Annotated in this window: 11 protein-coding genes; 8 read left to right on the top strand and 3 right to left on the bottom strand. The window is 35.9% G+C overall.

Features of this window, described 5'->3' with window-relative positions; all coding sequences use genetic code 11:
• From ACP6PM_RS02970 to ACP6PM_RS02955, 4 genes are all read left to right on the top strand, one after another.
• On the top strand, positions 1-437 hold a 437-nt coding region (locus ACP6PM_RS02970; protein ID WP_426581712.1), incomplete at its 5' end, for a DUF3134 domain-containing protein.
• A gap of 99 nt (positions 438-536) precedes the next feature.
• The gene (mraY, locus tag ACP6PM_RS02965) at positions 537-1,625 is read left to right on the top strand and encodes a phospho-N-acetylmuramoyl-pentapeptide-transferase (protein WP_426581710.1); all 1,089 of its coding nucleotides are present in this window, start codon (positions 537-539) and stop codon (positions 1,623-1,625) included.
• A gap of 135 nt (positions 1,626-1,760) precedes the next feature.
• Positions 1,761-2,687, top strand: coding sequence for a glycosyltransferase (locus ACP6PM_RS02960; RefSeq protein ID WP_426581709.1), 927 nt, complete (start codon positions 1,761-1,763; stop codon positions 2,685-2,687).
• Between the two features lie 542 nt (positions 2,688-3,229).
• Positions 3,230-3,601 carry a hypothetical protein gene (locus ACP6PM_RS02955; RefSeq protein ID WP_426581707.1) on the top strand — a complete coding sequence of 124 codons (372 nt, stop codon included), beginning with the start codon at positions 3,230-3,232 and terminating at the stop codon, positions 3,599-3,601.
• Between the two features lie 391 nt (positions 3,602-3,992).
• Here ACP6PM_RS02955 and ACP6PM_RS02950 read toward each other — a convergent pair whose 3' ends face one another.
• From ACP6PM_RS02950 to ACP6PM_RS02940, 3 genes are all read right to left on the bottom strand, one after another.
• On the bottom strand, positions 3,993-4,214 hold the full coding sequence (locus ACP6PM_RS02950; RefSeq protein ID WP_426581705.1) for a DUF4351 domain-containing protein: 222 nt from the start codon (positions 4,212-4,214) through the stop codon (positions 3,993-3,995).
• Positions 4,215-4,238: 24 nt separating this feature from the next.
• Positions 4,239-4,553: a PD-(D/E)XK nuclease family transposase gene (locus ACP6PM_RS02945; RefSeq protein ID WP_426581703.1), complete on the bottom strand. Its 315-nt coding sequence runs from the start codon at positions 4,551-4,553 to the stop codon at positions 4,239-4,241.
• A 763-nt stretch (positions 4,554-5,316) separates the two neighbouring features.
• Entirely contained in the window at positions 5,317-5,814 is a 498-nt protein-coding gene (locus ACP6PM_RS02940; RefSeq protein ID WP_426581701.1) for a 2TM domain-containing protein, read from the bottom strand.
• A 1,466-nt stretch (positions 5,815-7,280) separates the two neighbouring features.
• Between ACP6PM_RS02940 and ACP6PM_RS02935 the strand changes: the two genes are divergently transcribed.
• The 4 genes from ACP6PM_RS02935 to ACP6PM_RS02920 all read left to right on the top strand — a co-directional run bounded on the left by ACP6PM_RS02935 (position 7,281) and on the right by ACP6PM_RS02920 (position 12,988).
• Positions 7,281-8,003, top strand: coding sequence for a DUF928 domain-containing protein (locus ACP6PM_RS02935; protein ID WP_426581699.1), 723 nt, complete (start codon positions 7,281-7,283; stop codon positions 8,001-8,003).
• A 238-nt stretch (positions 8,004-8,241) separates the two neighbouring features.
• Entirely contained in the window at positions 8,242-10,476 is a 2,235-nt protein-coding gene (locus ACP6PM_RS02930) for a CHASE2 domain-containing protein (protein ID WP_426581697.1), read from the top strand.
• A 136-nt stretch (positions 10,477-10,612) separates the two neighbouring features.
• Positions 10,613-11,365 (top strand): glycosyltransferase family 2 protein, encoded by a 753-nt coding sequence (locus ACP6PM_RS02925; RefSeq protein ID WP_426581695.1) that lies wholly within the window; start codon positions 10,613-10,615, stop codon positions 11,363-11,365.
• A gap of 450 nt (positions 11,366-11,815) precedes the next feature.
• Positions 11,816-12,988 (top strand): Gfo/Idh/MocA family protein, encoded by a 1,173-nt coding sequence (locus ACP6PM_RS02920; RefSeq protein ID WP_426581693.1) that lies wholly within the window; start codon positions 11,816-11,818, stop codon positions 12,986-12,988.
• Positions 12,989-13,095: the final 107 nt, after the last annotated feature.

Genomic DNA, 13,095 nt, shown 5'->3' with positions numbered 1-13,095 from the left:
AACCTGTAGTGCCACAAACCCCCGTACAGGAAACAGTAGTGCCACAACCTGTAGTGCCACAAACCCCAGTACAGGAAACAGTAGCAAAACCAACGGTATCAACAAGCATTGTAGAAGCAACGGTAGAAAAAACAGTAGAAAAAGAAATCGGAGCTATTAGCCGTAGAAATAATCAATCCCAGTCACCAACAGTTACACTCTATAATCCCTCTCTGCTTCTAATACCTCGTCATGAACCTGCAGATGTAATTACTGCCCAACGAGACTCATCTTTAGTTGATTGGTTGGAATCATCAGGCAAAATGTTGCCTAGAGACCCCGTTGAATCAGAGAAATACACAGAAGAAGAAGAAGAAATCTCAGCATTAATAGCTGTAGATGACAATTCTTATGATGATGAGCCTTTGGATGAAAATTCAGATGAAGCAGTTGAATAAAGATTTGTGATGACCAAAAAGCTATTTATTTATTAGCTAAACTTGATAGTTATTTATCAAATTTTAAATCTAAAAAAGTGTGTGTTGAGGAGTTTTTTTATGCAAAATAAGTTGACTTTGAATAAGTCTATCACCTTATCGGGAGAAAATTTATTATGGGGTCTAGGTTTAGGATTAAGTTTCTTTGCCTTGATTCTAGATGGTATGGCTAATAGGATTTTTAGTATCGGATCTCTTACTTTTCCCCTAATTCTTTGTGGCCTATTAACTGTAAGTTTAGGGTATTTTGCTCTACCTATACTAAGAAAGCTGAAAGCTGGACAAATAATCCGGGAGGATGGCCCCCAAGCCCACCTACAAAAAGCTGGGACTCCAACTATGGGAGGCATATTTTTTGTACCAGTGGGAGTAGCGATCGCCCTGATATTGTCCAGATTTCACCCAGATGTAATAGCTGTATCTTTACTTACTCTAGCTTATGGCTTTATTGGTTGGCTAGATGATTGGCAAATTTTGCAACGCAAGTCTAATAAAGGAATATCTCCAAAAATGAAACTGGCTTTGCAGATTGGTTTTGCTATTCTATTTTGTGGGTGGCTAGCATGGAGTCAGCCTAGTACGATTAGTAATATTGCTTTACCTTTTGGTCTAGAATTATCTTTGGGATTGCTATTTTGGCCTCTGGCAGGTTTTGTTTTAGTTGCTGAAAGTAACGCTACAAATCTTACTGATGGTGTTGATGGGTTAATGGGCGGTTTGGGAGCGATCGCTTTTTTAGGATTAGGAGCTTATTTAGCCCCTACCTCTTTAGAGCTGATGATTTTCTGTGCTTGCATGAGTGGTAGTTGTCTTGGTTTTGTTGCTCATAATCGTAATCCTGCTAAAGTGTTTATGGGTGATACGGGTTCTTTAGCTTTGGGTGGTGGTTTAGCAGCAGTTGCTTTACTGACTAATACTCTCTGGGTACTTTTAATTATTAGTGGAATTTTTTTGATAGAAACTCTTTCTGTAATTGCTCAAGTGAGTTATTACAAAGCAACAAAAGGTCATGATGGAGTAGGTAAACGGTTATTTAAAATGGCTCCTTTCCATCATCATTTGGAACTATCGGGTTGGTTAGAAACTCAAGTGGTAGGAACTTTTTATTTAGTTAGTTCAATTCTAGTTAGCTTCTGCTTATTACATTAGAAAATAGGGAGTAGGGAGTAGGGAGTAGGGGGAAAAAATTGATCGATTAAGAGTACTATAATTGATTTGATTTTTGATTATTTGGAGATGTCTATTAGTCATTGAAAATTTTAACAACTTCCTTGAGCGGGTAAAATGACAAAAGTTTCAGTAGTTATACCAATTTATAATGGTGAGAAAGACTTGCCAGAGTTGATAGAATGTCTGCGATCGCAAACTTATTCTGCCGACAAAGTAGAATATTTACTGGTAGATAATAATAGTAGCGATCGTAGTAGTTCTATTATTCAAGCAGCAGCAGAGTCAAAGGAAATTACGATTCGCCCACTGGCAGAAAATCAGATTCAAAGTTCTTATGCTGCTCGTAATGCTGGTATTCGGGCAGCTAATAGCGAGATACTGGCTTTTACTGATGGCGACTGTCGCCCCCAACCCGAATGGTTAGAAAATTTAATTCAGCCATTTTCTGACTCTAATGTTGGTCTTGTAGTGGGGGAAATACTTGCTTTACCCGGTGATAGTTTATTAGAAAAATACGCTGACAAACAAGAGACTCTTTCCCAAAAACATACTTTAGCTCATCCATTTTGCCCTTATGGTCAAACTGCTAACTTAGCTATTAGAAAGCAAGCATTTGTAGAAGTAGGATTATTTCGTCCTTACTTAACAACAGGTGGAGATGCTGATATTTGTTGGCGGATTTTACGAGACACATCTTATCAGTTTAAGTTTGCCGAAAAGGCTATAATTAAACATCGACATCGTTCAACTTGGAAAGATTTACAAAGTCAATGGCGCAGGTATGGAAAGTCGAATAAATATTTGCATGAACTACATGGCGTTGATTTAATGAGAGAGTTGAAAACTAAAGAATATGTGTATCGTTTGAGTAGATGGTTATTAAAAGAATTACCCCTAACAACAGTTAAAATAATATCAGGTAAAGCAGAGGTATTAGAGTTATTTAATACTCCTATTGGTTTGCTAAATGGTAGGGCAAGAATTATGGGTCAAAAAGAAGCAAAATTATCAGAAAAATCGCGACAAATTGATAGGTTTTAGTTAGGTTATATATAGAGAAATCAAAGTATTTTGTGTTGAGAATCTAGCAATTTATAATTAAAAAAAAAACTGCTCAAATTCACGGTAATAATATACAGCATATTTCGGACTAATGAGGTACAAGGCGTGAATAGTAAAATTATTGTAGTGCGGGGATCTTGCCCGCGATAGGTGTACCTCATAACATCGGGAAGTGCTGTATTTTTACTAGGCAAAGTGAGGAGTAAGATATAGGAAAGTAATTTTTGGTAATAAATATCTATTTTAGTTTGATTGATCAATCTTTACTTGATTAAATTTTTTAGTTTTTTAGATACAACTTTGTGATATAGGAGTAAGTATTTAGAGCGTGGACATTGGTAAATAATGTTTGGGTTGCCAAAAACTTACTCAGAAATTACTTGTAACTTTTGACTTGCGTATAGCGCTATAGTATATTGATATTTGCTCAAGCAATAGCAGGTAATATACTGCTCAATTAAACCTGTCTTAAACAGGCCAAAAATTCATACTTAACCTGAAAAAAGAAGAGATAAATTCACATGAAAAACCTCACTGTTGATAGTAAGAAGAACTGCTTAATAGTAGATAAAGCATGGATGGATAACCTACAGAATGAGGCCGCATCCGCCACTTTAGAACCTGGTATGTATGTTTTGCGGATTAAGAGTGGAGCATTTAGCTATGCTAGTGGCATGACTGCTGAACCATTTGTATTACTGTGGATATATGGTGGAAAATTTGTTAACCTCAAGACTAATGTAGAAACTGTAGCAACATGGTCTTCTTTGAATGGATATGACGATACCATGACATTAGAAGTTAAAGAGACAATTACGGTTAGTGCTTTGTTACTGGATGTTTATGAAGAAGATAATTCTGGTGAAATTGTTGTTTCTATTTTAGATGCCTAAATCATCAGTTTAATATCGACATTTTGTCAAAAAATTAGTGAAAAATTTGAGGCGATCGCTTTCTTAATTAGTTAGGTGAGCGATCGTTTCTTTTCTTGAGAGTAGGGAGTAGGGAGTAGGGTTCAACCGAATAAGATATTTTTGCTCTTTTCAAACGAATTGTTAGAAACATTACTGAACTATTATTATTACTGAATAACTGAAGTTTTGAGGAAGTATAGCGTTATTTTTTGGAATTGGTATAATATAAAATATTCCAGATTAATGTGGTTAATTGACGGGGTAAATATTTTTTTGCTGATTCTCTATCCTCCGATGCATCTTCCCTATTCCCTATTCCCGAGTATGTGTACTTCATCAAGTAGGAAAATGCTGTATAAATTTAGTTTAATTAATCATCAAAAGAGATTCTCTCCTCCAACCAACTTAATAAATCATCCAGATTATTAAAATCCAAAATAGCCTCAGCTAAATCATCGAAATCTGTATCAGATAAATAATCAAACTGGCGAGTTATCTCTTGAGAAATTTCACCAAATTGTTTATTTAGTATACGCATTAATACCTCTAATTTAGCAGCATTTATTCTGCCTCTATCATCTTGCAAAGCCATCCCCTGTCGGTCTACTTCATCTAATTATTCTAAGGAAAAGTTGGCTTGATTAGCAATATTTAAAGCACGTTCTATTTCTGGTACTTCTCCCAAAATTTCTGGAATTGTTTCTAAGCGAGAATTTTCCTTGAGAAAATAAATCCACTTATCTATTAATGTCTCTAATTCTGCCAAATTTTTATGAAATTTTGGCAATTCTACAAATATTAACTTGATCAAATTTGATTTATATGTAAATGATTCATCTTTCTCTTTAAAGACGAAATTAGTTACAAATTTATCAGTTTCTTTGAACATAAAAAAATCTGTTATTGTCACGGCAATAACTGGATTTAGCAAATGATAACGTTACCCTCTTTCTAATTGATTAGCATAAGTTTTTGAGAGATTATAAGCTACTCATTTATCAAAAGCAATTGTAGTAGCAATTTGCATTTCAATAATCACAACCGAATGGTCTTATAAAACTGCTTTGATATCTAAATAAGTTTCTTTTAAAGTGATAATCTTACCAGGGGTATATGGGTTGATAATTGTGAGAGATTTGATAATACTTTCACCATTGTAAATAATTGCATTTCAAAAGCTGATTAGTATCTCTTAACTTTTGTTAGAGCCGAATATTCTTTTAAAGGTATAATCAATTTTGGGGTTGATAAATCTCATAGTAATATAGCGCTACGCGCTAGGGAATAGGGAACAGGGAACAGGGAACAGTTGACTATCAAAAGGTTTCAGGATTTAGAAATGTCCGCGCCCTATTTGCGTAGTGCTATATCAGTTCCAATAGAGCTTTTTGTAGAAATATTAACGTCAATATTAGGATGACTAATTTATGAATAAGTCACGTTAGCTTGCTTATGCAATCCGCGGATTGGTTGTGAGAATTTTTCTAATAGTTAATTTGAACTAAAAACCTTTAAAATTATGACTCCTGACTCCTGTAGGGGCGAATAGCCATTCGCCCCTACCAGCAAAATATTACAACTTAAATAGGATTGCTATATTTGATGAGGAAGGGAAAAGAAGCAATATAAAATGCTTTTAATTAATCAAAAAAATCTTCTTATTCCCTATACTTATAAATTATGCTGATTATGATTCAAGACTGTATATTCTTGAAAAATTTATCCGCCAAAGAACCAATAGATTGCCCTACCTTTTTCTTTAAACGCCATCTTTGAAAAGCATTTTCATAATCTTCTCCTTCCAGTTGAAAAGTTTTCCAAGCATCCAAAGCTAACCATAATCCCCACAATAATAAAATTGGTAAAGACCAGGAAAGAGTATGAGCAGTTACTAAATTAAGCAGCATTAAAAATGAATTAACAATTCCATATTTAATCGCACTTTGCTTTAATTTTTCTCGGCGAACTTGATTAAAAATTTGTTTTTCTTGAGACTCACCCCGTTGGGCAAGCCATTCCTGTTCTGCTGCTGCTAATTCTTCAGGAGAAATACCCATCTCCTGGGCAATTTCTAATACTTGTGCTTTTGTAAGTTCGCCTCCTTCAGAGCGATGTGCTAAAGCAAGTTGGAGAATTTGCTGAACATCATCTTGAGCATAAGTTTGGGTAATTTGGTTTTGTGGGTTTGTCATTTCAGTTATCAGTTATCAGTTAACAGTACTTCCAGTAATAGAGAGGCGAATAAAATCAACAATTTCCTTTTTTATCCCCTTGACTGAGGAGGCTATTTACCGAATAATTAATAATTGTTAATTGTTAATTAAATAATTCACTCTTTAAAGCCTCCCCTTTCAAGGGGAAAAAAGCGGTAGAGGGATGGCGAGGTCTCCCGCTCTTGCAGAGCCACTTCGTTAACGCCATATCCAATCTACCAAGAGAAGAAATAATATTTCCTTATATTCAATTCCTGTACGGTTTTAACCAGAGGTAATTATCCATTATCCATTATCCATTAATTAACTTGTTTCTTGGTCATAACTCTACTACTTAAATTTTATAATTATTTATTATGATATATAGCAATTAGCATACTTGTAAAATAAAAAATTCTAGCTTTTCGGGAACAGGGAACAGCAAATAGAAAAGATTAACTGTACCTCAGACTTACCGAGAAACCCTATACTCTAATTGTGCGATAAATACTAGAGAATAACAATGGAGGATTCCTACCCGTTAAGAGGGGAAATTTCTACTGAATATTTTCTGCAATTAACCCTGAAAAAATCAACAGTTCTCTCAAATTAGAAAATATTTGGCACAGAATATATCTATATTTTTCTCTGTCACTATCTTGAATATTAAGTTTATCAATGATATTTCAGGCAATACAGGCCATAAAATAATACAAATTTTCCTAAATAATTTCTCAATGAGAATAGAAATATAATATCTAGAGGTATGACTCTTGAGTCTGAAGATAGTTATAGCTTTTAATATAGCAATTCTCAAGTGTGAGTGATATCAAATCCTGTTAAACAGTTATAGATTGGTTAAGTCGTAATTAGGTCAGGAGGAGAGAGAATTACAAAGATGAGCGTAGTTCTGACGATTGGAGAATTTTTTTATGTCCAATTCTCCCGGATTTGATATGAGTTAGAAAGTTATAGATTTTAGGGAATCGGAACCAGGGAAAATAAAAGAAGAAAAACAAGTAAACCTTACAAAAGCTGATAAACACTATATATTTAAGTAAGGAAAATTTTCCTTTGAGATAATATTGACTGAAAAATTTGGGTCTCAAGTCTCTTCTTTTAAGGGGATAAAATAAAGAATATTCCGAATTTTCGTAGCCTCCCTATTAAAGAAGGTACTGATAACTGAAATGATGTGCCACAACCTTCAACCTTCAACAATTAATAATTAATTAATTATTAATTATTAAATAATTCGCGCCTTGAAGCCTCCCCTTAGATAGGGGAAAAAGCGGAGGCTTTAAACCTTAATTATTCGGTAATTTCAAATACATAGCTAACGAAAAATCTCAAAAAAAATCAATAATTAAAAGCCCTCAATTAGAGTAGGTAAATAGACTGATTGAGAGATATGTTAGGATGGCAAGTATAGTTAAATCATCTAATCAAAGGAGATGTGATTGATTATGGGGAAGCCAAATATTAAGTCTAGGGGACTTTTAGCTTTAGTAATATCTCCAATTATTGTGACTTTTTCAGGTTGGCAATTGGCAAAAGCACAGTCAACCCCAGAATTGCTAATTAGTATAGAATTTCCTGATGGGGGACAAAGATCGCCTTCAGGTCGAACCAGTGGTGGAGGTACTCGCGGTCCTAGCAGAAGTGACTTGATAGCTCTAATGCCAGGAGATGATAATGCTGGAACTACAATCGCTAGTAATCCGAAAATTTTTCTGTATGTTCCTGAACACGAAGCAAAGTCAGCAGAATTTGAAATAATTGATGAATTTGGTGAAACTATATATTTAACCAATTTAGATGTTACCAATACTTCTGGTATTGTGAAACTTACTGTGCCCAAAAATGTAAATTTGACAAAAAATCAAGAATATACATGGAGGTTTGCGATAGTTTTTGACCCTTGGGATCGCAGTGCTGACAAATTTGTTGAGGGAACTATCAAAAAAGTAGAAATAAGTTCAGACTTAGAAAATAGCTTAAAAAATGCCACTCCCCTTGAACAAGCAGAAATATACGCAAAAGCCAGAATTTGGAATGAGACAATAGCCACTTTAGCTGAGTTACGCAATTCTAACCCTACAGAGTGGGAAGAATTATTAACATCAGTAGGATTAAAAGAAATTGCTTCTGAACCTTTTGCATCCTGTTGTCAAATAGAACTTGAATAACATATAATTACCATTGTAATAGCTGCAACAAGCTCCTAAATTGATTCGGAGCAGTCTAACTTTGACTTGAACGTAAAATTGGGCTCGCCGAAAAATTCAGCTATAAAGCCTCTCTATTCATGGATAAAAAAGAAAAAATTCCTTTTAACCTAATCCTTCTATTACATGAAGAGGTAATAATTAATAATTAATTATTAATTATTGAACTGTTTGTTTCCTAAAAAGTGGTTAATAACTGATGTTATGGAATAAATGCACTTATTTTTTTAGTCAATGGTATGGTGTTTGGATTACCGCACCCAGTATCACAGTTTTGGTAATCCTACTACGTTTTGTTGGTTTAGTACAGTTTTGGGAGTGGCGCACTTATGATGCATATATGCGGATGCGACCCTTGGAAAATCCAGACAATAGAATTGCTATTGTAGGCATTAATGAAGACGACCTTAGAGCAATTGGGCAGTCAATTTTTCCTGATGCTGTTTATGCTAAATTGCTGAATAAATTGAAAGCAATGGAGCCAAAAGTTATTGCTTTAGATATTTATCGGGATGTACCTGTAGAACCTGGTCATCAGGAATTAGTGGAAGTTTTCGAGTCTACCCCCAATTTAGTTGGAATTAAAAAAGTAGTGGGGGATAGACAAAGGGATGTGATAGACGCAGCACCTGCTTTGGAGGAGAATAATCAGTCAGGTGCTAATGATTTAAAAGTAGATTCAGATAAAAGGATTCGACGAGGTTATTTACTTGTCACCCTTGAAAATGGGGAAAATGTCTGGAGTTTTGCTTCTCATATTGCTTTGCGTTACTTGGAGAATTTTGATATTAGTCTAGAGAAAGTTGATGATGAGAAATTTCAGTTAGGTAAAGCTGTACTAAAGCAATTTAAAGCTAATGATGGTGGTTATGTACGCGCAGATGCAGGTGGTTATCTAATTCTTTTAAATTACCGGGGTCCGACTCGCCATTTTGAGACTGTTTCCATGATGGATATTTTAGAAGACCGAGTACCTCCTGACTGGGGGAGCGATCGGATTATTTTGATTGGGAAGGTGGGTCAAAGTTCTAAGGATTTATTTTCTACTCCCTACAGTAGTAGCTTAATTAGAACTTTAGAACCTATGAGTGGGGTTGAAGTTCATGCTAATATTATCAGTCAACTGGTTAGTTCTGCTATTGATGGTCGTTCTATGGTTAAGACTTGGGAGGAACCGTTTGAGTGGATGTGGATTTTATTTTGGTCTGGAATAGGAGCAGCGACAACTTGGAAATGGCGAACTACTCGTGGTGTTAGTTATTTTTCTATTTGGAAAGTAATTACGATGTTTGTTGCTGGTGGAGTTTTATTTGCTAGCACTTATATTGCTTTTTTGTGGAACTGGTGGTTGCCTGTGGTTCCCGCGTTTTTAGGGATGACAACATCAGCAGTTGCGATTACAGCTTATATTGCTCGTACTGCTCAGGATATTCGCAAAACTTTCGGTCGTTATTTAACTGACGAAGTAGTGGCTACTTTATTAGAAAGTCCTGAAGGGTTAAAGTTAGGAGGAGAACGTCGTAAAATCACAATTTTAACTTCCGATCTAAGAGGTTTTACTGCCACATCAGAACGTTTGCCACCAGAAGAAGTTGTGAAAATTCTGAACTTTTATTTGGGATATATGGCAGATGTAATTACTAAGTATCAGGGAACTATTGATGAGTTTATGGGGGATGGAATTTTAGTTTTATTTGGTGCCCCTATTACTAGAGAAGACGATCCAACAAGAGCTGTTGCTTGTGCTATTGATATGCAGTTGGCAATGGAACCTGTAAATAAACAGATGAAAGAGTGGGGTTTAACACCTTTAGAAATGGGAATTGGGATTAATACAGGGGAAGTTGTTGTAGGTAATATTGGTTCTTTGAAACGGACAAAATATGGTATTGTTGGCAGTCAGGTAAATTTAACTTATCGAATTGAATCTTATACTACTGGAGGGCAAATTTTAATTTCTGGAACTACTTTAAACGAAGTAGGATCGATAATTCAAATTAATGGTGAAAAAGAAGTTATGCCAAAAGGAGTTAAACAACCAATTACTATTTATGATGTGGGTGGTCTTGGTGGTAAATATAATTTAGTTTTAACAAAAGAAGAGGAAATTTATTTACCTCTAAAAGAAGCTATTTCTTTACATTATGTAGTTTTAGATGGCAAAAATGTTGGTGATTGTTTAAATAAAGGAAGTTTGGTAAAGTTGTCGGAAAAAGAAGCAGAAATTCAGGGGGTAAATTCAGGGGAAAATATCCCGCCAGCTTTGATTAATATTAAGCTTAATTTTGTGTGGGATGGAAAAGAAAGTGAGGATGTTTATGGTAAAGTTTTAGAGAAAAAAGCAGAAAATGGTAATTTTTATATTCGTTTTACTGCTAAACCTCCGGATGTTTCAGCTAAGTTAGAATCTCTGTATAAATCGCTGCAAAATTAATGGTTAATTCTTAGTAGTATTAAGTCTGATTGATGAGTTTTGATAGTCCAAATATATATTTGGTCTGATATCATTTTAGGTAAAACACAGCTTGGTTACACAAAAGATGACTATAAAGAACAAAGATAGGTAATATATGTTAGAGGTAACAAAAAAAGCACCAAGTTATCAAACAACAGCAAGTGTAATTATACCTGCCCGAAACGAAGCTGGTACTATTGAAGATTGCATTACTCAACTGCCAAAACTAGGTAAACATACAGAAATTATATTTATTGAGAGTAATTCCTCAGACAATACTTGGGAAGAAATCAAGAGAATTAAGAGTTTATATGAGGAGCAATGGGATATCAAAATATGTCAGAATAATGGAAAAGGAAAAGGTGATGCTGTTCGTCAGGGTTTTAACATGGCAACAGGTGATGTTCTGATTATTCTAGATTCCGATTTAACTGTTCACCCAAATGAGTTAACCAAATTTTTCGAGGCGATCGCTTCAGGTAATTGTCAATTAGCGAATGGATCGCGACTCACCCATTCAGTATCATTGAAAACGATGCCATTGTTCAATCAACTTGCCAATCGCTTTTTTGCTAAACTGCTATCAATCATATTAGAAGTTGAAATTAAGGATTCCCTTTGTGGAACTAAAGCTATTACCAAAGAAAACTATCTCCAGATAGTTGCTAATTGGGAAAACTTTGGTAAATACGATCCTTTTGGGGATTTTGATTTGCTCATTGGGTGCAAAAAATGTGGCTTAACTATTCAGGATATTCCTGTAGAATATTTACCAAGAACTTATGGGAAATCAAATATTAAACATATCCAAGGCGGTTTCCAACTTTTAAATATGATTTTATATACTGGTTTAGAGGTTAGCAGGTGAGAAATTAATGAAATTTTTTCAGAAATTTTTAGTATTTATCTATAGCTTAGTTAATAATACTGGTTTACTATGAACACATACTATATTACCAGATTCTATATCATCCAAAAATTTCAATAACTATAACGTTGGAGTTAAGGGTCAGACCCCTCATAATAACTATAACGTTGGAGTTAAGGGTCAGACCCCTCATATCAAATCCGGTTAAATAACCTCACAATCAATAGACATCTCCAGTAGGAAGTAGGGAGTAGGGAGTAGGGGGAAATAATTGATAATTTATCTAAGATAATTGATTTTATTTTTTATTATTGGAGATGCCTAATAGCTTAAAATCCTGATTATGACGTTATTGGTTCTATGTGCAATTAGGCGGATTTGATATCATTTAGTCTTCAAACCCTCATATAAAATAAGGTTAAACACTTAAATTATATAACCGGACTCTATATGAATCCTGACTTCTACCCTTACCAAAAGATTTTCCATACGCAAACCCTAAATAGTAATATTTTGGTGCCACTCATGCAGATCAATGACCAAATTATCATGCCTGAGCAGCCACGACCCATAGTAATTATCGGTGCTGGTGGCATTGTGTCCGATGCTCACCTGCCAGCCTATCAGATCGCTGGTTTTAAGGTAGCAGGAATTAATGATATCAAGCAGGAGAAAGCAGTCTCCCTGGCTCAGAAATTCTCCATTCCCAAAGTTTACGCTAGTGTTGAACAGGCGGTAGCCCAGGCTCCAGCAAACACAGTCTTTGATATTGCTGTACCAGCTTCGGCTTTACCGGGACTGCTGCCCAAGTTTCCGCGAGGAGCTGGGATATTGATCCAAAAGCCCATGGGCGAGGATTTAGCTCAGGCACGTCAGTTGTTAAGCATCTGTCGCGAACGGGAATACACTGCGGCAGTTAATTTTCAGTTGCGCACAGCACCGCCTGTGATAGCAGCTCGCCACTTGATCGAAGAAGGTTGCCTGGGCGAGCTTCTCGACATTGAGATGCGGGTTACGGTTGACACCCCTTGGCATTTATGGGATTTCTTTGAAAAGTGCCAGCGGGTAGAAATTCTTTACCACAGCATCCACTATATCGACCTCATCCGCTCATTCTTGGGAGACCCCAAGAGGGTTTACGCAAAAACAGTAAAGCATCCCGATCTAATCAAGATAGCCTCAGTGCGCACGACCTTAATGTTGGACTATGGGGAGTTTGTGCGGGCTACCATTAACACTAATCATGCTCATAAGTTTGGTCTGAAACATCAGGAATCATATTTGAAATTCGAGGGCACCCAAGGAGCCATCAAGATCCGCCTGGGGGTGATGATGGATTATCCCAAGGGAACTAGCGATGAATTTGAAGTTTGCCTGTTGCAGGGGGAAGAGGAAGCGGGGTGGCAAAGCTACGATATTCGGGGGTCGTGGTTCCCAGAAGCCTTCATTGGTTCCATGTCCAGCCTGATGTGCAAGTTGGAAGACCCATCTCGCCCCTTGCCCACTTCGGTGGAAGATGCCTTCGCCACAATGTCCTGCGTTGAAGCAGCCTACCAGTCTAGCGAGGGAGGTGGCGTTCCTCTTTACGGAAGTCAAAATTCAAAAGTCAAAATTCAAAAGTAAGATTTTATAGACTCAGATACCGTTTCACGGAAGTCAACAGTCAAAAGTAAGATTTTATAGACTCAGAACTTTGACACTACAGCAACTTGAGGAAAGTATTTCACATC

The organism is Dapis brunnea BLCC-M229, from assembly GCF_050015995.1.
Taxonomy (GTDB): Bacteria; Cyanobacteriota; Cyanobacteriia; order Cyanobacteriales; family Microcoleaceae; genus Trichodesmium.
The sequence above is the reverse complement of the archived record's forward strand: the minus strand, read 5'-3'. Positions and strand labels throughout refer to the sequence as shown.

Excerpts from the sequence above, each read along its gene's own strand:
- ACP6PM_RS02940 (WP_426581701.1), bottom strand. The coding sequence starts at position 5,814 with ATGACAAACCCACAAAACCAAATTACCCAAACTTATGCTCAAGATGAT.
- ACP6PM_RS02920 (WP_426581693.1), top strand. The coding sequence starts at position 11,816 with ATGAATCCTGACTTCTACCCTTACCAAAAGATTTTCCATACGCAAACC.
- ACP6PM_RS02935 (WP_426581699.1), top strand. The coding sequence starts at position 7,281 with ATGGGGAAGCCAAATATTAAGTCTAGGGGACTTTTAGCTTTAGTAATA.
- ACP6PM_RS02955 (WP_426581707.1), top strand. The coding sequence starts at position 3,230 with ATGAAAAACCTCACTGTTGATAGTAAGAAGAACTGCTTAATAGTAGAT.
- ACP6PM_RS02960 (WP_426581709.1), top strand. The coding sequence starts at position 1,761 with ATGACAAAAGTTTCAGTAGTTATACCAATTTATAATGGTGAGAAAGAC.
- ACP6PM_RS02950 (WP_426581705.1), bottom strand. The coding sequence starts at position 4,214 with ATGGCTTTGCAAGATGATAGAGGCAGAATAAATGCTGCTAAATTAGAG.
- ACP6PM_RS02930 (WP_426581697.1), top strand. The coding sequence starts at position 8,242 with ATGTTATGGAATAAATGCACTTATTTTTTTAGTCAATGGTATGGTGTT.
- ACP6PM_RS02925 (WP_426581695.1), top strand. The coding sequence starts at position 10,613 with ATGTTAGAGGTAACAAAAAAAGCACCAAGTTATCAAACAACAGCAAGT.
- mraY (WP_426581710.1), top strand. The coding sequence starts at position 537 with ATGCAAAATAAGTTGACTTTGAATAAGTCTATCACCTTATCGGGAGAA.